The sequence below is a fragment of the Burkholderia sp. RF4-BP95 genome (assembly GCF_001521985.1).
Lineage (GTDB): Bacteria > Pseudomonadota > Gammaproteobacteria > Burkholderiales > Burkholderiaceae > Burkholderia > Burkholderia diffusa.
The window spans coordinates 88,810-107,277 of the sequence record NZ_LOSX01000070.1 but is presented as its reverse complement, the minus strand read 5'-3'; the positions used below and the strand labels follow the sequence as shown (position 1 = coordinate 107,277).

The window sequence follows — 18,468 nt, the reverse complement described above, 5'->3', positions numbered from 1 at the left end:
ATTGTGCCGTCAGCCGCGCCGAAACACGAGCGTCCGGTGCGGCACGCGCGCTCAGTGGATCGCGGCGCCGGCCGGCAGCACGGATTCGCCGGTGTCGATCAGGTCCTCGAGAAAGAACGGCTCGGTGTTGAGTTCCTTCGACTCGCCCGGCACGCCCGCGTACCAGGTCACCATGGCCATGTCGCCCAGAACACGCTGAACGATGCCGCGCGCGCCCTTCGGCACCGCGATATGGGTAGTGCAGACAATCGACCCGACATGCATGATGGTTCCCCACTCTTGAAACTTGAAACCCGGCTCGCTGGCGAGCCGGCAAATGCACGATCCGCGCCGCCCTCGTCGGGGTGTTGCGCGTGATCCCATTGTTCACGGTTTATCGAAGCGCGAAAAGAAGAAGAAGCAGGCGAAGTGCCGCGAATTCGTCGAATGTCTCCAATCAACCACTGCGCCGCGCGTGCGCTTGCACGGGCGGATACCCCCATCATACCCTGTCGAATGTGACCGTCCGCCGAATCCGGCCACACGCACGGCACCGACCTCCCGCCGACCGTGGTTGCATCAGGCGGCCGCCCTGCGTTACCTTTGACGTTCATTCGCGTTCAAGCGCATTTCGACACGATGCAACCGCTCACGTCCGCTCTCGCAAATTCCCGGCCGCAGTTCGACTCGCGGCCGCAGGCGTGCGCGCATCCGTCGGTCCTCCCTCCTCCTGTCGCACCGCCGCTCGTCGGCGCCGCGCCGCCCCCGCCGGCGGCACGCGTCGGCTGACCAGCCGGTTTCCGGTTTCCGTTTTCCCTTCGCCCGTTTGCGGCCGTTCGTGCGCCATGGCGCACGGCGCGTGCCCGCGCGCGACGTGGAACGTTTCGATCCGTTCGACAGGTGGATTCACATGGTTTCGTTCAAACGCGCGCTCGCCGCGCATGGCGTGACGTCGCTCTTCGTCTTGCTGTGGAGCAGCGGCGCGATCTTCGCTGAACTCGGTCTGCGTCACGCCTCCGCGTTCGTCTTTCTCACCGCGCGCTTCGCGCTCGCGTCACTCGTGCTGCTCGTGCCGGCCGTCATGCGCGGACGCTGGCTGCCGCCGCGCGGCGAGCGGCGCATGGCCGCGCTGACCGGCCTGCTGATGATGGGCGGCTATTCGATCTTCTATCTGCTCGCGCTCGAGCGCGGGATCGCGCCGGGCGTGCTGGCGACGATCCTCGGCGTGCAGCCGATCCTCACGCTCGCGATCGTCGAGCGGCGCTGGCAACCGATGCGCGTCGCGGGGCTCGGGCTGTCGCTGGCCGGTCTCGCGCTCGTCGTGTGTCGCGGCGTGGGCGGTGCGGGCCTGCCGATCATGGGCGTCGCCTGCGCGCTCACGGCGCTCGTCGCGCTGACCGCCGGCTCGCTGCTGCAAAAGCGCGTGCGCGCGGCGCCCGCCGACGTGTTGCCGCTGCAGAACGCGATCGGCCTCGCGCTGTGCGTGGCGATCCTGCCGTTCCGGCCGATCTCGGTCGAGGTCGGCTGGGCGTTCATCGTCCCGCTGCTGTGGCTCGGCATCGTGATCTCGGTGATCGCGCAGTTGCTGTTCTACCGGTTGATGCAACGCGGCGATCTCGTCAACGTGACGAGCCTGTTCTATCTCGTGCCCGTCGTCACCACGCTGATGGACGCGGTCTGGCTCGGCAACCGGCCCGAACCGCTCGCGCTCGCCGGCATGGGCGCGATCGTCGCGGGGCTCGCGCTCGTGTTCCGCACGCCGGCCGTTCGCGCTCGACCCGATCGCGCGTAGGCGGACGGGCCGCCGCGCCTGCGGGTGCGGCGGCCCGTATCGAACATGTCCGACGATTCAGCGCGAACCGAAAGGAGCGGGAAAGAATGATGCAAGGCATTCGTCCGACTCGCCGGAAAAGTGCGGAATCCCCGGGGTTTTCCGCATACTTTTAATGGTTCGGATAGCGAAAAACGCAGCGCGGTTGCCTATACTCGAACTGCCGGCCCCGTTCGCAATGGGGCCGGCCCAATACGAGAAATGCCCGGCATGGGGGCTGGAAGACGCGCGTGCGCCTGTTCCGGCCGGCTATGGAGACACGCATGACGACCTACTTCACGATCGGCGACTTCATCCTGTTGATTCCGATGGCGCTGGCCGGCGCGCTATTTCTCGGCGCGGTGCCGTGCGCAACCGAATTCCGTCACAACCTCCTGCGCGTGCTCGGCGTCATCCTCGGCGTCGGCGTGGCGGTATTGCTCGTCGAAGGCCTGCCCGCGCTGCTCTAGCGACGCGTTGGCGCGTGCCGGTCACGCCGCCGCATCGCGGCGACGTAACCGCTTGTGTGCGTGCGCGGCGATACGGCATGCAATGATTCGCATCCCGTATCGACTTTCCTTGATGCCGATCAGATTGCCTGATCGGTGGACGGTTTTTCCCACAGATTGATGCCACCCTCGGTCGCGTAGCGATCGATCTCCGCGAGTTCGTCGGCCGAGAATTCGAGATTCTTCAGCGCGCCGACGTTTTCACGCACCTGCTCCGCACGGCTCGCGCCGATCAGCGCGGACGTCACGCGGCCATTGCGCAACACCCATGCGAGCGCCATCTGCGCGAGGCTCTGCCCGCGCCGCTCCGCGATGCCGTTGAGCTTGCGCACATGCTCGAGGTTGTCCGCACTCAGGTGATCCTGCTTCAGCGAGCCGCCGCCCGGCTTGTTCACGCGCGCATCGGCCGGCACGCCGTTCAGGTATTTCGACGTCAGCAGCCCCTGCGCGAGCGGCGTGAACGCGATGCTGCCCGTGCCGATGTCGTCGAGCGTGCCGAGCAGATCCTGCTCGACCCAGCGGTTCAGCAGGTTGTACGACGGCTGGTGGATCAGCAGCGGCACCTTGTATTGCGCGAGCAGTTCGGCCATCTCGCGCGTCTTCGCGGCCGAGTACGACGAAATGCCGATGTACAGCGCCTTGCCCTGCTGCACGGCCGATGCGAGTGCGCCGGCGGTTTCCTCGAGCGGCGTGTGCGCGTCGAAGCGGTGCGAATAGAAGATGTCGACGTAGTCGAGCCCCATCCGCTGCAGGCTCTGGTCGAGGCTCGCGAGCACGTACTTGCGCGACCCGCCGCCGCTGCCGTACGGCCCCGGCCACATGTCCCAGCCGGCCTTCGTCGAGATCAGCAGTTCGTCGCGATACGGCCGGAAATCTTCCTTCAGCAGCCGGCCGAAGTTGGTTTCGGCACTGCCGTACGGCGGCCCGTAGTTGTTCGCGAGGTCGAAGTGATTGATGCCGAGGTCGAACGCGGTGCGCAGGATGTCGCGCTGCGTCGCGATCGGCGTCGAGTCGCCGAAGTTGTGCCACAGGCCGAGCGACAGGGCGGGCAGTTTGAGCCCGGATTTGCCGCAGGTGCGGTATTGCATGTCGGCATAACGTTCGGAAGCTGCTTCGTAGGCCATGAGTCGGTTCCGTGAAGACGTCGGGGATGGGACGCGCGCCGCGCGCGAACATCGCGCGCCGGCGGCGAGGGAAACGTACGACGGTTATGGTATCGAACGTGGCCGAAGCGCGCACGGCCATGGACGCGACCGCGTGCGTCGCCTACACTGCGGCGTCTCGAATCACCGTTACAGCGAGGTTGGTATGTCCCGGGTCATCTCGGTTGCGCTGCTCGTCGGCGGCGTCGTGCTGCTGTATTTCGGCGGCCAGTCGTTCCATTCGATCAACGACAACGTGTCGCGCTTCTTCACCGGCTCGCCCGCCACGAAGACGATCCTGCTGATCGCCGGCGGCGCCGTCGCATCGCTGATCGGCCTGATCGGCCTCGCGATGCCGGGCAGCAAGCGCTGATCGCGCGGCCGCGCGACCCACGCCGGCGGCCGGCATCGCGCGAGCGGGCTGCACGAAACGCAACGGGCGGCCCAGGCCGCCCGTTTGTTCATCCACCCGCGCGGCCGCAGCGCCGCATCGGACAACCGGCGCGGCTGCGTCGCCGCCCGAACCGCCGTTAGAACTGCACTTCCGGCTTCGCCGCCGAACGCGTGCCCGGCATCGGCCGGTTGCTCACGCCGTGGTACGTATAGACGAGCGAGAACTTCACCTGGTCGGAGCGGTTCTGCCCCGCCGAATGCAGCGTGTTGCAATGGAAGAACACGACGTCGCCCGTCTGGAGCGACGGGCAGGTTGCCGCGTCGATCATCTTGCGGTTTTCCGGCAGATCGCTGCGGAAGAACTTCGCGTCGTCGAACGCTTCCGGCCCGAATTCGGCCGTATGCGAACCCGGCACCAGCCAGAGCGCACCGTTTTCATTCGTTTCCGGCCCGAGCGCGAGCCACACCGACACCATGTCCGCGCGTTCGAACGACCAATAGCGGAAGTCGCGATGCCAGCCCGTCAGGCTGCCGTACGCGGGGTGCTTCGTCATCATGCAGTTGTGATGCGCGCGCGACAGCACCGGCTGCTCGCCGAAGTACTCGCGCATCCACGCGCCGATTTCGGGCGCGATCGCGCGCGCGGCGAACGCCGGATCGCGCGTGTAGGCATCCAGCAGCCGACGCACCGTGTGCCCGCCCGGCGCATGCTTCGATTCGGGCGCGCCCGGGTAGCGCAAATCCGCCTCGAACTCGATCGGCTCCGCCGCTTCCTGCAACTGGCGCGCCGCGATTTGCTTGAGCGCCGCGCACTGCGCCTCGTCGACGAGGCCGCGCGCGACGACGAAGCCGCGTTCGCGCAATTCCGCGACTTGCGCGCGGATCGATTCCGACTGCAATGAAGACGACATGGGATGCCAGACGTTTATCGTGTGAATGTGACGATTGTAAATCGGCGCCGGATGCCGCGAACAGCGCCATTGTCGTACGCAGGGGCATGCCAATCGTCGATTTGATCTGGCGCAAGGGAACTGTGCGGCGCGGCGTGAGCCTCAGCGACAGGCGGTATGCAGCCACACGCTTGCGGCACAAGGGTTTATCGCGACTTTTGCACGTCATGAATCCCTTGTAGCCTGTCGCGGCCTGTCAATTCTGGCGGGCGCGGCGCGCAACGACTTTCGATAAGATCCGTTGCGCCTTCCGAGGCCGTTCATACCAGTGCGCTTTTCAAGGGCGCCATTCATACAAGCGAAGCATCGTTCACATGCCATTCCGTCTGACTTCCCGTCTCAACCGCACTGCGAAACGCGTCGCGCCGTCCGCTCCCGCCCGCCCGCTGCGCCATCACCGCGCACGCACGCAGGCGCTCGCCGAGCGCACGCACGCGCACAGCCGGCTGGACGGCATCCGTGCCTGGTTCCACGCGTTCTTCTCGATGATGAGCGCGCAGGCGTTCGCACGCCGCGCCGGCCTGCGCTCGCTGCTGCAGAAACCGTCGTCGCTGCGCGCGCTCGCGCTGCGCCGCACGCTGGGCCCGCAGCGCCGCATCAACCGCCCGCGCCGCCTCGCGGCCAGCAACGGCTGGTTCGGCTTCAGCGCGCGCTGAAGCCGCGCCGGCGGGCAGCGCCCGCCACGATCGCCGCGACGCTGTCATCCCAACGGCGATCGACGCGCATAAAAAAACCCCGGCATGCCGGGGTTTTTCGTTTCGGGCGGACGACGCTTACGCGACGCGTGCCGTCGGCTCGACGCCGGCCGCTTCGGCCAGTGCGAGCGCCTTGTCGGTCGCTTCCCACGAGAATTCCGGCTCTTCGCGGCCGAAGTGGCCGTAAGCTGCCGTCTTCTCGTAGATCGGGCGCAGCAGGTCGAGCATCTTGATGATGCCCTTCGGACGCAGGTCGAAATGCTCGCGCACGAGCTTCGTGATCACCGCATCCGACACGCGGCCCGTGCCGAACGTGTTGACCATCACCGAGGTCGGCTCGGCGACGCCGATCGCGTACGACACCTGGATCAGCGCGCGCGATGCGAGGCCTGCCGCGACGATGTTCTTCGCGACGTAACGGCCGGCATACGCTGCCGAACGGTCGACCTTCGACGGATCCTTGCCCGAGAACGCGCCGCCGCCGTGCGGTGCGGCACCGCCGTAGGTATCGACGATGATCTTGCGGCCCGTCAGGCCGCAATCGCCCTGCGGACCGCCGATCACGAACCGGCCGGTCGGGTTCACCAGGAACTTGATGTCGCCCTTGATCAGGTCGGCCGGCAGCGTCGGCTTGATGATTTCCTCGATCACGGCTTCGCGCAGCGCCGGCAGTTCGATGTCCGGTGCGTGCTGCGTCGACAGCACGACGGTGTCGATCGAATCGGGCTTGCCGTCGACGTAGCGGATCGTCACCTGCGACTTCGCGTCCGGGCGCAGCCACTGCAGGCGGCCGTCGCGGCGCAGGCTCGCCTGGCGCTCGACGAGACGGTGCGACAGGTGGATCGGCAGCGGCATCAGTTCCGGCGTTTCGTCGCACGCGTAACCGAACATCAGGCCCTGGTCGCCCGCGCCTTGATCGAGGTTGTCGTCATGCGCGCGGTCGACGCCCTGCGCGATGTCCGGCGACTGCTTGTCGTACGCGACGAGCACCGCGCAACCCTTGTAGTCGATGCCGTAGTCGGTGTTGTCGTAGCCGATGCGCTTGATGGTGTCGCGCGCGATCTGGATGTAGTCGATGTTGGCCGTCGTGGTGATTTCACCGGCCAGGACGACGAGACCCGTGTTGCACAGCGTTTCGGCTGCAACGCGCGAATATTTGTCCTGCTCGAGGATGGCGTCGAGAATCGCGTCCGAGATTTGGTCCGCGACCTTGTCCGGATGGCCTTCGGAGACGGATTCGGACGTGAAGAGATAATCGTTTGCCACTTTTTCAGGCTCCTGTGTGGTTACGGTTGGTTTCACGTAGCCAGCTTCGTTGGGCCTGAAGCGGCGACGCTTTAGCGGATTACCAGGACCGGGCAGCGCGCTTCGCGCCAGCCGGCTTCGCCCCGCAAGTTGTCAGTTAACTCGGCGAAGCCCGTATTATAGCGGCTTTCGTGAATTGTCACAGAGCGCCACCCGTGCTGCATCGTCCGCTGTCCTACCCCCCTGTTCGCAACGTGCCGGCCAGCCGGCCCCACGGAGATTCCGCATGCTAGGCCGCCTCGGCACGCACCTCGCCATCGGCTTGCTGAAGCTGCTCGCCCTGCTGCCGTACGGCTTGACCGCACGGTTCGGCGACGGCCTCGGCTGGCTGCTGTACCAGATTCCCAGCCGGCGAAAGCGCATCGTACATACCAATCTGAAACTCTGCTTCCCCGACTGGAGCGACGAACGGCGCGAGGAAGTGGCGGGCCAGCACTTCCGCCACGCGATCCGCAGCTACGTCGAGCGCAGCGTCCAGTGGTTCGGCTCCGAGCGCAAGCTCGCGAAGCTGATCCAGGTCGACAGCGCGGTCGATCTCACCGATCCGGATCTGCCCCCGACGCTGTTCCTGGGCCTGCATTTCGTCGGCATCGAAGCCGGCTCGATCTGGCTGAACCGTTCGCTGCAGCGCCGCTGCGGGTCGCTGTACCAGCCGTTCTCGAATGCCGTGCTCGAGGAAGAGGCGAAGCAGGCCCGCGGGCGTTTCGACGCCGAGATGGTCGGCCGCGCGGACAGCGCGCGCGTCGTGCTGCGCTGGCTGCGCGACCGCAAGCCGGTGATGCTCGGCGCCGACATGGACTATGGCCTGCGCAATTCGACGTTCGTACCCTTCTTCGGCGTGCCGGCGTGCACGTTGACGGCCGTCGGCCGGCTCGCGAAGACGGGCCGCGCGCAGGTCGTGCCGTTCATCGGCGAGGTGCTGCCGAACTACAAGGGATACCGGCTGAAGGTGTTCAAGCCGTGGGACAACTATCCGACCGGCGACGACGATCTCGACGCGCGGCGGATGAACGAATTCCTCGAGGAGCAGATTCCGCTGATGCCGGAGCAGTATTACTGGGTGCACAAGCGCTTCAAGACGCGCCCGCCCGGCGAGCCGAGCCTGTACTGAGCCGAACCCGCGGGCGCGCCGTCGGATGCGCGCCCGCACCCGTGCCGCCTTCGGCGCGCCTGCCAGAAAATCGCGGGCCGACTGCTGCGCGAGCCACGGATCCGCCCTCCCGCCGTTTTCCTCGCCCGGCCATCCGAATGACGCCCCGCCCGCGCAGGACGCCCCTGTCGGCTGCATGTATCATTTGCGGTTGAGATCAGCACGACGAACGACGCCGCCCGCCCTGGCGGCACGCCGCGTCCGCCGTGCCGACCGCCCTGTTCGCCATGGAATTCCGGACCCAGTGAAACTCTCGTTCACCAAGATGCACGGCGCGGGCAACGACTTCGTCGTGCTCGACAGCTATTCGCGCGCGCTGCCGCCGCTCACCGAGGCGCAGGTGCGCGCGCTCGCCAACCGACACTTCGGCATCGGCGCCGACCAGCTGCTGCTCGTCGAGAAACCGACCGTCGACGGCGCGGACTTCAAGTACCGGATCTTCAATTGCGACGGCGGCGAAGTCGAACACTGCGGCAACGGCGCGCGCTGCTTCGTGAAGTTCGTCAGCGACCGCGGCCTGACCGACAAGCGCAGCGTGCGCGTGCAGGTGATGAAGGGCCTGATCACGCTGACGATGCAGGACGACGGCGAAGTCGTCGTCGACATGGGCGCGCCCGTGTTCGCGCCGGCGCAGGTGCCGTTCGACGCCTCGGGGCTCGACGGCCGGACCGAAGGCAACGACACGCTGTGGCCGCTCGACGTCGGCGGCCACACGCGCTGGATCTCGACGGTGTCGATGGGCAACCCGCACGCGGTGCAGGTCGTCGACGACGCCGAAGCGTATCCGGTGCTCGACGAGGGCCCGTTGATCGAGCTTCACGCCCGCTTCCCGCAGCGCGTGAATGCCGGCTTCATGCAGATCGTGTCGCGCAACGAAGTGAAGCTGCGCGTGTACGAGCGCGGCGCGGGCGAGACGCTCGCGTGCGGCACCGGCGCGTGCGCGGCGGTGGCGGCCGGCATCCGGCGCGGCCTGCTCGATTCGCCGGTGACCGTGCACACGCACGGCGGCACGCTGACGATCAGCTGGGACGGCGCGCGCGACGAAACCGCCGCGCTGATGATGGCCGGGCCCGCCGCAACCGTGTTCGAAGGCGAGATCGACCTGAACGTCTGACCCTTCAACGTCCTGATAACTGAACGCTCCAGCCACATGAACGATCGCGAAGTCGCCGACTACCTGCTCGCCAATCCCGAATTCTTCGCGCAACACGCGGAACTGCTCGCGACGATCCGTCTCGCGAACCCGCACGGCAAGGCCGCGATCTCGCTGCAGGAGCGGCAGATGGAGATGCTGCGCGACAAGAACAAGCATCTCGAGCGCCGGCTCGCCGAGCTCGTGCGCTACGGCCACGAGAACGACAGCCTGTCCGCGAAGTTCAGCCGCTGGACCGCGCGCGTGATCGCGGAACGCGATCCGTACGCGCTGCCGCGCACGATCGCCGAAGGCATCGCCGACGTGTTCGACGTGCCGCAGACCGCGCTGCGCGTGTGGGACGTCGCCGACACTTACGCGCAAGCCGATTTCGCGCGCCAGGTCGGCGAGGAAGTGCGCCTGTTCACGAACGGGCTGTCGACGCCGTATTGCGGCGCGAACACCGGATTCGAAGCGGCCCAGTGGCTCGCGCCCGCGCTCGCTGCGCCGGCCGTGAATGCGGCGGAAGGCGCCGAAGCCGCGCCGGCCGGCGACGGCGCGGCCACCTCGGTCGCGCTGCTCGCGCTGCGCGCGCCGCTCGGCGGCACCGACGCCCCCGCGTTCGGCCTGCTGGTGCTCGGCTCGCCCGATCCGCGCCGCTTCCACGACGGGATGGCGACCGACTTCCTCGCGCAGATCGCGACGCTCGCGAGCGCCGCGCTCACGCGCCTGCTGCCGCACTGATCCCGCGCCCATGACCGACGATCCGATCGCCGCCTACCTGTCGAACCTGAAGCACGTCAGGCAGTTGTCGGAACACACGCTGCGCGCGTACACGCACGAACTCGACGAACTGAAGAAGCTCGCCGCCGGCCGCCCGCTCGACGCGCTGACGGCCGCCGACATGCGCGGCGCGGTCGCGCGCGCGCATGCGGGCGGGCTGTCCGCGCGCTCGATCGCGCACCGGCTGTCGGCATGGCGTGCGTTCTACCGCTGGCTCGCGCAGCGCATCGAGATGCCCGCGAACCCCGTCGCCGCGGTGCGTGCGCCGAAGCGACCGAAGACCCTGCCGAAGGCGCTGTCGGTCGACGACGCATCGGCATTGATGGACGCGCCGCTCGCCGGCACGACCGAAGGCATCCGCGATCACGCGATCCTCGAGCTGTTCTATTCGTCCGGGCTGCGCCTCGCCGAACTGGTCGGCCTCGACGTCATGTACACGCAGGCGGACGGCTACCGCTCGGCCGGCTGGCTCGATCTCGCCGAAGCCGAAGTCACCGTGCGCGGCAAGGGCAACAAGGAACGCAAGGTGCCGGTCGGCCGCAAGGCGATCGAGGCGCTGAACGCGTGGCTCGCGGTGCGCGGCGAATTCGTGAAACACGATCCGCATCCGCTGTTCGTGTCCGTGCGCGGCAACCGGATGGCGCCGGGCGTCGTGCGCGACCGCGTGAAGCGCGCGGCGCTGGCCGCGGGCATCCCCGCCAACGTCCACCCGCACGTGCTGCGCCATTCGTTCGCGACGCACGTGCTGCAGTCTAGCGGCGACCTGCGCGCGGTGCAGGAACTGCTGGGCCACGCGAGCGTCGCCGCGACGCAGGTCTACACGTCGCTCGACTTCCAGCATCTCGCGAAAATTTACGACAGCGCACATCCGCGCGCGAAGAAGCGCGACTGACGCGCGCCCCCGCCCTCCCCGCCGCGAACGGCGGCCGGCAACGGCCGGCGCCGTCCGCGGCTCCTTTCGATCCGATCATGCAAACCGTCACACTCAGACCGTCCAAGGAAAAATCGCTGCTGCGCCGGCATCCGTGGATCTATGCCAATGCGATCGACCGCGTCGACGGCACGCCCGCGCCCGGCGCGACCGTGATCGTGCGTGCGCACGACGGCCGCTTCCTCGCGCGCGGCGCGTACAGCCCGCAGTCGCAGATCCGCGTGCGCGTGTGGAGCTTCGACGAGAACGAGCCGATCGATCACGCGTTCTTCAAGCGCCGCGTGCAGCGCGCGGTCGCGCACCGCACGACGATGGTGTCGGGCACGGGCGCGGTGCGGCTCGTGTTCGGCGAAGCCGACGGGCTGCCGGGGCTGATCGTCGACTACTACGTCGCGGACACGGCCGAGCCGGGCACCGCGCCGCGCGGCCAGCTCGTGTGCCAGTTCATGGCCGCGGGCGTCGAGGCGTGGAAGGACGCGATCGTCGCGGCGCTCAGCGGCGCGACCGGCTGCCCGAACGTGTACGAACGCTCGGACGTGTCGATCCGCGACAAGGAAGGGCTCGCGCAGACGACCGGCGTGCTCGCCGGCGACGCGCCGCCCGCGACGCTGATCGCGAACGAAAACGGCGTGCGTTATCACGTCGACGTGCCGAACGGCCACAAGACAGGCTTCTACGTCGACCAGCGCGACAACCGCGCGCTCGTCGCGCAATACGCGGCCGGCCGCGACGTGCTCAACTGCTTCTGCTACACGGGCGGCTTCTCGCTCGCGGCGCTCAAGGGCGGCGCGAACCGTGTCGTGTCGATCGACTCGTCGGGCGACGCGCTCGCGCTCGCGCAGCAGAACGTCGTCGCGAACGGCTTCGATGCCGGGCGCGCGACCTGGCTCGACGCGGATGCGTTCAAGACGCTGCGCCGCCTCGTCGACGAAGGCGAGCGCTTCGACCTGATCGTGCTCGATCCGCCGAAGTTCGCGCCGACCCGCGACAGCGTCGACCGCGCCTCACGCGCCTACAAGGACATCAACCTGAGCGGCTTCAGGCTGCTGCGCCCGGGCGGCCTGCTGTTCACGTATTCGTGCTCGGGCGCGATCGACATGGACCTGTTCCAGAAGATCGTCGCGGGCGCGGCCGCCGACGCGAAGGTCGACGCGCGGATCCTGAAGCGGCTCGGCGCGGGCGTCGATCACCCGCTGCTCGCCGCGTTCCCGGAAGGCGAATATCTGAAGGGCCTGCTGTTGCAAATCGTGTGACCGCCCCGATCTACGCGCACACCCGCGTCCGCCGGCCCGCCCCGCTGGCGGCTCCGCGCTCGAGCCTGTCGTCCGGACGACGGGCGAGGGCTTGACAGGTATGTTTCAATGGATGGTTGTGCGCCCCGGCTCGCGAGTCGACGGCGCGACGCACACATCCTGGTTTTGACCCCGATTCACGAACCACAGGCGACCGACATGGCCACTCCCGTCACCATCCTCACCGGCTTCCTCGGCAGCGGCAAGACGACGCTGCTCAAGCGCATCCTGAACGAACAGCACGGCATGAAGATCGCCGTGATCGAGAACGAGTTCGGCGAAGAGAACATCGACAACGAGATCCTCGTCCAGGACACGAACGAGCAGATCATCCAGATGAGCAACGGCTGCATCTGCTGCACGATCCGCGGCGACCTCGCGCGCGCGCTCGGCGATCTGGCCGCGAAGAAGCGCGAAGGCAAGCTCGATTTCGACCGCATCGTGATCGAGACGACCGGCCTCGCGAACCCGGGCCCCGTCGCGCAGACCTTCTTCATCGACAGCGAGATCGCCGACGATTTCCTGCTCGACGCGGTCATCACGCTGGTCGACGCGAAGCATGCGGACGCGCAACTCGACGAACACGAAGTGGTGCAGCGCCAGGTCGGCTTCGCCGATCGCCTGTTCGTCACGAAGTCGGACCTGGTCGACGACCAGACCGTCGCGGCGCTCAAGCACCGCCTGATGCACATGAACCCGAAGGCGACGATCAAGATCGTGAACTTCGGCGATGCCGACATCAAGGAAATCTTCGACCTGCGCGGCTTCAACCTGAACGCGAAGCTCGAGATCGACCCGGACTTCCTCGCCGAGGACGACCACGCGCACCATCACCACGATCACGACCATGATCACGATCACGCGCATTGCGACCACGATCACGGTCAATGCGCGCACGATCACGACCACGGCCATCACCACCACGCGCATCACGACGACAAGATCAAGTCGTTCGTGTATCGCAACGACCGCCCGTTCGACCCGAACAAGCTGGAGGACTTCCTCGGCGGCATCCTGCAGATCTACGGCGAACGGATGCTGCGCTACAAGGGCGTGCTGTACATGAAGGGCGTCGACCGCAAGGTCGTGTTCCAGGGCGTGCACCAGATGATGGGCAGCGACCTCGCCGCGAAGTGGCTGCCGGTCGAGAAGAAGACCAACAAGATGGTGTTCATCGGCGTCGACCTGCCGCAGGACCTGATCACCGACGGCCTCGACGCCTGCCTCGCCTGAGCCTTCGGGCCGGCGTTGCGCGCCTTCCATGCGGCCGCCTTCCGGGGCGGCCGCGGCGCTTGCGCGGTGCCGTTTCCGGGCAGGGTTTCGCCGTCATCGCTTTTTCGCGATTTGCGCGTTATATTTTCTAGATATTGGCGCAGCCGACGGGGATCGACCCGATACGGCGCCCGCTTGCGATTCAGTTACAATACGTGCCCGCTGGAGTACGGCAACAAACAGGCCCGGTTCTTGCTGAACCAGTTTTCCGGGCATCGCAACCGCGCCGGATCGCCAATCCGCCTCTCGGCCGCGGCCGATGCAATGTGCCGCGCAGCACACCGGTTCGCAGCGCGCGCAACTCCGCGCCAGGCCTATCCTGGTATTTGAGAACCGGTTTTCCAGAGGCTTTCGGCCCCGCGGCGGCAAATCGCAAATGATTGCAAGCGCAGTTGCGGGTAATCCCAAAGTGCAGGCACTATCTCCTGATTTGCCGCACATTGAAGAAGCAAGCAGATGACGAAGAAACTCTTGACCGAAGCCGAAATCCTGAAGATGAGCGACAAGGATTACATGAATGAGGATCAGCTCGCCTTCTTCAAAAATCGGCTCGAACAGTTGCAGGCGGACATCCTCAAGAACGCAGGCCAGACGACCGAGAACCTGCGCGAGACGGTGATCGTCCCCGATCCCGCCGACCGCGCGACGATCGAGGAAGAGCACGCGCTCGAGCTGCGCACGCGCGATCGCGAACGCAAGCTCCTCAAGAAGGTTCAGCAGTCGCTCGCCCGCATCGATTCCGGCGATTACGGCTGGTGCGAGGAAACCGGCGAGCCGATCGGCATCCCGCGCCTGCTCGCGCGCCCGACGGCCACGCTGTCGCTCGAGGCGCAAGAGCGCCGCGAGCTCCGCCAGAAGCTGTTCGGCGACTGATCGAGCGGCGTTCCGCTCCGACACGCTGCTTCCCGAAAGCGCGCGGCCTGCCGCGCGCTTTTTGTTTTTCCGGCACCGGTTCCCGGCCCGCCGGCCGATTTGCCTCCCCCTCTTGATATCCCGGCGCCCGCCCTAAAATGAAACGGACGCGCGCCGGGCCGCTCCCCGGCGCACTGCGATTCAAGCGGCGGCGCCCCGCGCCGCCCGACTCTTCCCCGTTTTTCTCAAGGAACGCAGATGGAGCAATTTCACGGCACGACCATCGTTTCGGTCCGGCGCGGCGACAAGGTCGCGCTCGGCGGCGACGGCCAGGTAACCCTCGGCAACATCGTCATGAAGGGTGGCGCGCGGAAAGTGCGGCGGATCTACAACAACCAGGTACTGGTCGGATTCGCGGGCGGCACCGCCGATGCGTTCTCGCTGCTCGATCGCTTCGAGGCGAAGCTCGAGAAGCACCAGGGCAACCTGACCCGCGCGGCCGTCGAGCTCGCGAAGGACTGGCGCACCGACCGGATGCTGCGCCGCCTCGAGGCGATGCTGATCACGGCCGATGCGACCACCACGCTCGTGATCACCGGCAACGGCGACGTGCTCGACCCGGAAGGCGGCATCTGCGCGATCGGCTCGGGCGGCGCCTATGCGCAGGCCGCGGCCCGCGCGCTCGCGGAGAACACCGAGCTGTCCCCGCGCGAGATCGTCGAGAAATCGCTCGAGATCGCCGGCGACATGTGCATCTACACGAACCACAACCGCATCATCGAAACGATCGAGTAAGGACCGCACCATGAGCACCATGACCCCTGCCGAGATCGTCTCGGAACTCGACAAGCACATCATCGGCCAGGACAACGCGAAGAAGGCGGTGGCCGTCGCGCTGCGCAATCGCTGGCGCCGCCAGCAGGTCGCCGACCCGCTGCGCCAGGAAATCACGCCGAAGAACATTTTGATGATCGGGCCGACGGGCGTCGGCAAGACCGAAATCGCGCGCCGCCTCGCGAAGCTCGCCGACGCGCCGTTCATCAAGATCGAAGCGACCAAGTTCACCGAAGTCGGCTACGTCGGCCGCGACGTCGACAGCATCGTGCGCGACCTGATCGAGATCTCGGTCAAGCAGACGCGTGAATCCGAGATGCGCAAGGTGCGCAGCAAGGCGACCGACCAGGCGGAAGACCGCATCCTCGACATCCTGCTGCCGCAACCGCGCGCGGTGGGCTTCGGCGGCAACGCGGATAACGCGAACGACGACAACAACGCCACGCGCCAGACCTTCCGCAAGCGCCTGCGCGAAGGCCAGCTCGACGACAAGGAAGTCGAGCTCGACCTCGAGCAGCCGTCGGCCGGCATGGACATCATGGCGCCGCCGGGGATGGAAGAGATGACCGAGCAGATCCGCTCGATGTTCTCGAACCTCGGCAGCGGCAAGAAGCAGCGCCGCAAGGTGAAGATCAAGGAAGCGCTGAAGCTGCTGACCGACGAGGAAGCGGCGAAGATGCTCAACGACGAGGAAGTGAAGACGAAGGCCGTGCAGAACGTCGAGCAGAACGGCATCGTGTTCCTCGACGAGATCGACAAGATCACGTCGCGCAACAACGAAGGCAGCGGCGGCGAAGTGTCGCGCCAGGGCGTGCAGCGCGACCTGCTGCCGCTCGTCGAGGGCACGACGGTCAACACGAAGTACGGGATGGTGAAGACCGATCACATCCTGTTCATCGCGAGCGGCGCGTTCCATCTCGCGAAGCCGAGCGACCTGATTCCCGAACTGCAGGGCCGCTTTCCGATCCGCGTCGAGCTCGACTCGCTGTCGGTGAAGGATTTCGAGGCGATCCTCGTCGCGACCGACGCGAGCCTCGTCAAGCAGTACCAGGCGCTGCTCGCCACCGAAGACGTGCAGCTCGAGTTCGCCGAAGACGGCATCCGCCGCCTCGCCGAGATCGCGTACGCGGTCAACGAGAAGACCGAGAACATCGGTGCGCGCCGGCTGTACACGGTGATCGAAAAGTTGCTCGAGGAAGTGTCGTTCTCGGCCGGCAACCACGCCGGCGAGCGCGTGACGATCGACGCGAAGTACGTCGATCGCGCGCTCGGCGAAGTGTCGCAGGACGAAGACCTGTCGCGCTACGTGCTGTAACGCGCGCGGCGTCGAATGCGAAACGGGCGGCCCGGCGGGCCGCCCGTTTTCGTTGGTGCGTCCGGCCGATGCCGCCGCGCCCCTTTACTGCCGCACCGGCTTCTTCGCGAGCTTGCGCTGCAGCGTGCGGCGGTGCATGTTCAGCGCGCGCGCGGTCGCCGAGATGTTGTTGTTGTTCTCCGCCAGCACGCGCTGGATGTGCTCCCATTCGAGCCGGTCGACCGACAGCACGACCGGATTCTCGAGCGCCTCGTCGGCCTGCACTTCGCTCGCGTTGGTCTGCAGCGCGGCCAGGATCGACTCGATGTTCGCCGGCTTCGCCAGATAGTTGTCGGCGCCTTCCTTCACCGCCTGCACGGCGGTCGCGATGCTCGCGTAGCCGGTCAGCACGAGAATCCGCGCGTCGGGCTGCAGGTCGCACAGCGGCGCGATCAGGCTCAGGCCCGAATCGTCGCCGAGATGCAGGTCGACGGTGATGAACTGGAACTTGCCGCCGGCCGCCAGCCGCAGCGCCGCCTCCTTGTCGTGCGCCTGCTGGACCGCGTAGCCGCGGCGCTCGAGGCCGCGCGCGAGCGTGCCCGCGAACACCTCGTTGTCGTCGATCACCAGGAAATTGTTCTCGCTCATGTGGTTTCTCCGTCTACGTGTTGGTTGAAGCGGCCGGCACCGCGATACGCGCCACCGGCAGGCGCAGCACCGCGCGCGTGCCGCGGCCGGGGGTGCCGGCCGGGCGGCCGTCCAGCGGGGTCGCCGCTCGTTCGGTCGCGCGCTGGCCCGACGCAGCTGCCGCGTGCCCGTTCGCGCCGCCACCGGCGCGCCCGTTGCCGCCCGTCGCGCGCGGCGTGACATCGGACAGCTCGATCTCGCCGCCGAGACGCACGGCCGCGCTGAACGCAAGGTACAGGCCGACCCCGTGCCCGCCCTGCGTGCTGTCGACCGGCATCGAGCCGAGCGATTCGCGCAACGCGGCCGGAATGCCGGGGCCGTCGTCGCATACCTCGAATTCGATCTGGTCCGCAGCCCGCTCGTGGTGCGCGAGCTTCGCGGCCAGCGTCACGCGGTGCGGGCTCGCCCGCGCGGCGTTGTCGAGCAGGATCGTCAGGATCTGGCCGGCCGCGACGGTGTCGTCGAGCCCGACGCCCGACGGGCGTGCGCCGAGCAGTTCGAACTGCACGTGCGGATGCCGCAGGCGCCAGTGCTCGACGAACGTGTCGAGCCAGTCGTCCACCGGCTGGCGGCTCGCCGGCGCGCTCGCCCGGCTGCGCAGGCGCGCAAGCGCCGACGTGCAGAGCGTCATCTGTTCTTCCAGCACCTTCAGGTCGGCCTCGTAGCGCGCGAGCCCCGGATCGGCGCGGGCCGCGTCGCGCAGTTCCTCCGCGAGCATCGCGATCGTCGACAGCGGCGTACCCATCTCGTGCGCGACGGTGGCGGCCTGCACGCCGAGCGCGACCGCCCGCTCGTCGCGCAGCAGGTGCGCCTGCGCTTCGCCGAGCGCCGCATCGCGCTGGCGCAACGCGTTCGACATGCGCGCGACGAACCATGCGATCAGGCCGACGCTGACCATGAAGTTCGCCCACATCCCCGTGCGGTAGTAGTCGAACAGGTTCGCCGGGTTGTCCATGTTGAGCGGCACCGAATCGAAGCCGAGCGCCGCGTAACACGCGACCGCGAACGCCGCGAGCCAGATCATCAGGTGCCACGGCAGCACGGCCGCCGCGATCGCGAGCGACGGCAGGTACAGCGACACGAACGGGTTGGTCGTGCCGCCCGACAGGAACAGCAGCGCCGACAACGCGCCGAGGTCGACCCACAGCTGGCCGAGCAGTTCGAAATTGGTCTCGGGCCGCGCGCGCAGCACGCGCACCCAGGTCAGCGCGTTGAAAACGATTTCGAGCGCGATGACCATCAGCATCGCCGGCAACGGCAGATGCACGCCGAAATAGGTCTGCACGACGCCGATCGTCACGAGCTGGCCGATGATCGCGAGATTGCGCAGCCAGAACAGGTGACTGAGGTTGACGCGCCCGGTGGTGGTAATTCGTTGCATCCGAGCAGTTTACCCGTTTAGCGCCCGGCACCTCTACCGGGGGCCGGATCAGTGAGGACGGACGGAGCACCGGGCGA

The 18,468-nt window shown here is 67.2% G+C and carries 19 protein-coding genes; 13 read left to right on the top strand and 6 right to left on the bottom strand.

From position 1 onward, the window contains the following. Positions 1 to 51 precede the first annotated feature (51 nt). Positions 52 to 264 (bottom strand): hypothetical protein, encoded by a 213-nt coding sequence (locus tag WS46_RS23640; RefSeq protein ID WP_011886311.1) that lies wholly within the window; start codon positions 262 to 264, stop codon positions 52 to 54. Between the two features lie 625 nt (positions 265 to 889). Between WS46_RS23640 and WS46_RS23630 the strand changes: the two genes are divergently transcribed. Together WS46_RS23630 and WS46_RS23625 are read left to right on the top strand one after the other, a co-directional pair. Further along, on the top strand, positions 890 to 1,771 hold the full coding sequence (locus WS46_RS23630) for a DMT family transporter (RefSeq protein WP_059691978.1): 882 nt from the start codon (positions 890 to 892) through the stop codon (positions 1,769 to 1,771). Positions 1,772 to 2,073: 302 nt separating this feature from the next. Beyond that, positions 2,074 to 2,259 carry a hypothetical protein gene (locus WS46_RS23625; protein ID WP_014895742.1) on the top strand — a complete coding sequence of 62 codons (186 nt, stop codon included), beginning with the start codon at positions 2,074 to 2,076 and terminating at the stop codon, positions 2,257 to 2,259. Positions 2,260 to 2,378: 119 nt separating this feature from the next. On the opposite strand, the gene mgrA is transcribed toward WS46_RS23625, so the two are convergent. Then, the gene (gene mgrA, locus WS46_RS23620) at positions 2,379 to 3,422 is read right to left on the bottom strand and encodes an L-glyceraldehyde 3-phosphate reductase (RefSeq protein ID WP_059691935.1); all 1,044 of its coding nucleotides are present in this window, start codon (positions 3,420 to 3,422) and stop codon (positions 2,379 to 2,381) included. Positions 3,423 to 3,606: 184 nt separating this feature from the next. Here mgrA and WS46_RS23615 point away from each other — a divergent pair, with 184 nt between their 5' ends. Continuing rightward, complete coding sequence (locus WS46_RS23615; protein ID WP_059691934.1) at positions 3,607 to 3,813, top strand: DUF3185 family protein; 207 nt, start codon at positions 3,607 to 3,609, stop codon at positions 3,811 to 3,813. A gap of 157 nt (positions 3,814 to 3,970) precedes the next feature. Here the strand turns inward: WS46_RS23615 and WS46_RS23610 are convergent, their stop codons facing one another. Beyond that, complete coding sequence (locus WS46_RS23610) at positions 3,971 to 4,744, bottom strand: phytanoyl-CoA dioxygenase family protein (RefSeq protein ID WP_059534986.1); 774 nt, start codon at positions 4,742 to 4,744, stop codon at positions 3,971 to 3,973. A gap of 353 nt (positions 4,745 to 5,097) precedes the next feature. Between WS46_RS23610 and WS46_RS23605 the strand changes: the two genes are divergently transcribed. Then, complete coding sequence (locus tag WS46_RS23605; RefSeq protein WP_059534984.1) at positions 5,098 to 5,439, top strand: hypothetical protein; 342 nt, start codon at positions 5,098 to 5,100, stop codon at positions 5,437 to 5,439. A 117-nt stretch (positions 5,440 to 5,556) separates the two neighbouring features. Here the strand turns inward: WS46_RS23605 and metK are convergent, their stop codons facing one another. Further along, complete coding sequence (gene metK, locus WS46_RS23600; RefSeq protein ID WP_043184698.1) at positions 5,557 to 6,744, bottom strand: methionine adenosyltransferase; 1,188 nt, start codon at positions 6,742 to 6,744, stop codon at positions 5,557 to 5,559. 265 nt (positions 6,745 to 7,009) lie between these two features. On the opposite strand from metK, the gene lpxL reads away from it, so the two are divergent. From lpxL to hslU, 9 genes are all read left to right on the top strand, one after another. Then, complete coding sequence (gene lpxL / locus WS46_RS23595) at positions 7,010 to 7,894, top strand: lauroyl acyltransferase LpxL (RefSeq protein WP_059534982.1); 885 nt, start codon at positions 7,010 to 7,012, stop codon at positions 7,892 to 7,894. 283 nt (positions 7,895 to 8,177) lie between these two features. Next, complete coding sequence (gene dapF, locus WS46_RS23590; protein WP_059691933.1) at positions 8,178 to 9,047, top strand: diaminopimelate epimerase; 870 nt, start codon at positions 8,178 to 8,180, stop codon at positions 9,045 to 9,047. A 36-nt stretch (positions 9,048 to 9,083) separates the two neighbouring features. Beyond that, complete coding sequence (locus tag WS46_RS23585) at positions 9,084 to 9,809, top strand: DUF484 family protein (RefSeq protein ID WP_059534978.1); 726 nt, start codon at positions 9,084 to 9,086, stop codon at positions 9,807 to 9,809. A gap of 10 nt (positions 9,810 to 9,819) precedes the next feature. Further along, positions 9,820 to 10,740, top strand: a complete 921-nt coding sequence (gene xerC / locus WS46_RS23580) for a tyrosine recombinase XerC (RefSeq protein WP_059534976.1) — start codon at positions 9,820 to 9,822, stop codon at positions 10,738 to 10,740. A gap of 77 nt (positions 10,741 to 10,817) precedes the next feature. Further along, positions 10,818 to 12,032, top strand: coding sequence for a class I SAM-dependent rRNA methyltransferase (locus tag WS46_RS23575; protein WP_059691932.1), 1,215 nt, complete (start codon positions 10,818 to 10,820; stop codon positions 12,030 to 12,032). 198 nt (positions 12,033 to 12,230) lie between these two features. Then, positions 12,231 to 13,304: a GTP-binding protein gene (locus tag WS46_RS23570; RefSeq protein WP_059691931.1), complete on the top strand. Its 1,074-nt coding sequence runs from the start codon at positions 12,231 to 12,233 to the stop codon at positions 13,302 to 13,304. Between the two features lie 495 nt (positions 13,305 to 13,799). Continuing rightward, a complete protein-coding gene (gene dksA / locus WS46_RS23565; protein WP_006477498.1) occupies positions 13,800 to 14,216 on the top strand; it encodes an RNA polymerase-binding protein DksA in 417 nt (138 codons plus the stop codon). A gap of 237 nt (positions 14,217 to 14,453) precedes the next feature. Continuing rightward, entirely contained in the window at positions 14,454 to 14,990 is a 537-nt protein-coding gene (gene hslV, locus WS46_RS23560) for an ATP-dependent protease subunit HslV (RefSeq protein ID WP_006760749.1), read from the top strand. Between the two features lie 10 nt (positions 14,991 to 15,000). After that, entirely contained in the window at positions 15,001 to 16,344 is a 1,344-nt protein-coding gene (gene hslU / locus WS46_RS23555; protein ID WP_059534970.1) for an ATP-dependent protease ATPase subunit HslU, read from the top strand. 84 nt (positions 16,345 to 16,428) lie between these two features. Here hslU and WS46_RS23550 read toward each other — a convergent pair whose 3' ends face one another. Further along, entirely contained in the window at positions 16,429 to 16,971 is a 543-nt protein-coding gene (locus WS46_RS23550; protein WP_044847841.1) for a response regulator transcription factor, read from the bottom strand. Positions 16,972 to 16,984: 13 nt separating this feature from the next. Then, complete coding sequence (locus WS46_RS23545) at positions 16,985 to 18,391, bottom strand: ATP-binding protein (protein ID WP_059691930.1); 1,407 nt, start codon at positions 18,389 to 18,391, stop codon at positions 16,985 to 16,987. Positions 18,392 to 18,468: the final 77 nt, after the last annotated feature.

Bases quoted from the DNA above. Each gene is read 5' to 3' on its own strand.
- WS46_RS23640 (WP_011886311.1), bottom strand. From the start codon at position 264: ATGCATGTCGGGTCGATTGTCTGCACTACCCATATCGCGGTGCCGAAG.
- WS46_RS23630 (WP_059691978.1), top strand. From the start codon at position 890: ATGGTTTCGTTCAAACGCGCGCTCGCCGCGCATGGCGTGACGTCGCTC.
- WS46_RS23625 (WP_014895742.1), top strand. From the start codon at position 2,074: ATGACGACCTACTTCACGATCGGCGACTTCATCCTGTTGATTCCGATG.
- mgrA (WP_059691935.1), bottom strand. From the start codon at position 3,422: ATGGCCTACGAAGCAGCTTCCGAACGTTATGCCGACATGCAATACCGC.
- WS46_RS23615 (WP_059691934.1), top strand. From the start codon at position 3,607: ATGTCCCGGGTCATCTCGGTTGCGCTGCTCGTCGGCGGCGTCGTGCTG.
- WS46_RS23610 (WP_059534986.1), bottom strand. From the start codon at position 4,744: ATGTCGTCTTCATTGCAGTCGGAATCGATCCGCGCGCAAGTCGCGGAA.
- WS46_RS23605 (WP_059534984.1), top strand. From the start codon at position 5,098: ATGCCATTCCGTCTGACTTCCCGTCTCAACCGCACTGCGAAACGCGTC.
- lpxL (WP_059534982.1), top strand. From the start codon at position 7,010: ATGCTAGGCCGCCTCGGCACGCACCTCGCCATCGGCTTGCTGAAGCTG.
- WS46_RS23585 (WP_059534978.1), top strand. From the start codon at position 9,084: ATGAACGATCGCGAAGTCGCCGACTACCTGCTCGCCAATCCCGAATTC.
- xerC (WP_059534976.1), top strand. From the start codon at position 9,820: ATGACCGACGATCCGATCGCCGCCTACCTGTCGAACCTGAAGCACGTC.
- WS46_RS23575 (WP_059691932.1), top strand. From the start codon at position 10,818: ATGCAAACCGTCACACTCAGACCGTCCAAGGAAAAATCGCTGCTGCGC.
- WS46_RS23570 (WP_059691931.1), top strand. From the start codon at position 12,231: ATGGCCACTCCCGTCACCATCCTCACCGGCTTCCTCGGCAGCGGCAAG.
- dksA (WP_006477498.1), top strand. From the start codon at position 13,800: ATGACGAAGAAACTCTTGACCGAAGCCGAAATCCTGAAGATGAGCGAC.
- hslV (WP_006760749.1), top strand. From the start codon at position 14,454: ATGGAGCAATTTCACGGCACGACCATCGTTTCGGTCCGGCGCGGCGAC.
- hslU (WP_059534970.1), top strand. From the start codon at position 15,001: ATGAGCACCATGACCCCTGCCGAGATCGTCTCGGAACTCGACAAGCAC.
- WS46_RS23550 (WP_044847841.1), bottom strand. From the start codon at position 16,971: ATGAGCGAGAACAATTTCCTGGTGATCGACGACAACGAGGTGTTCGCG.
- WS46_RS23545 (WP_059691930.1), bottom strand. From the start codon at position 18,391: ATGCAACGAATTACCACCACCGGGCGCGTCAACCTCAGTCACCTGTTC.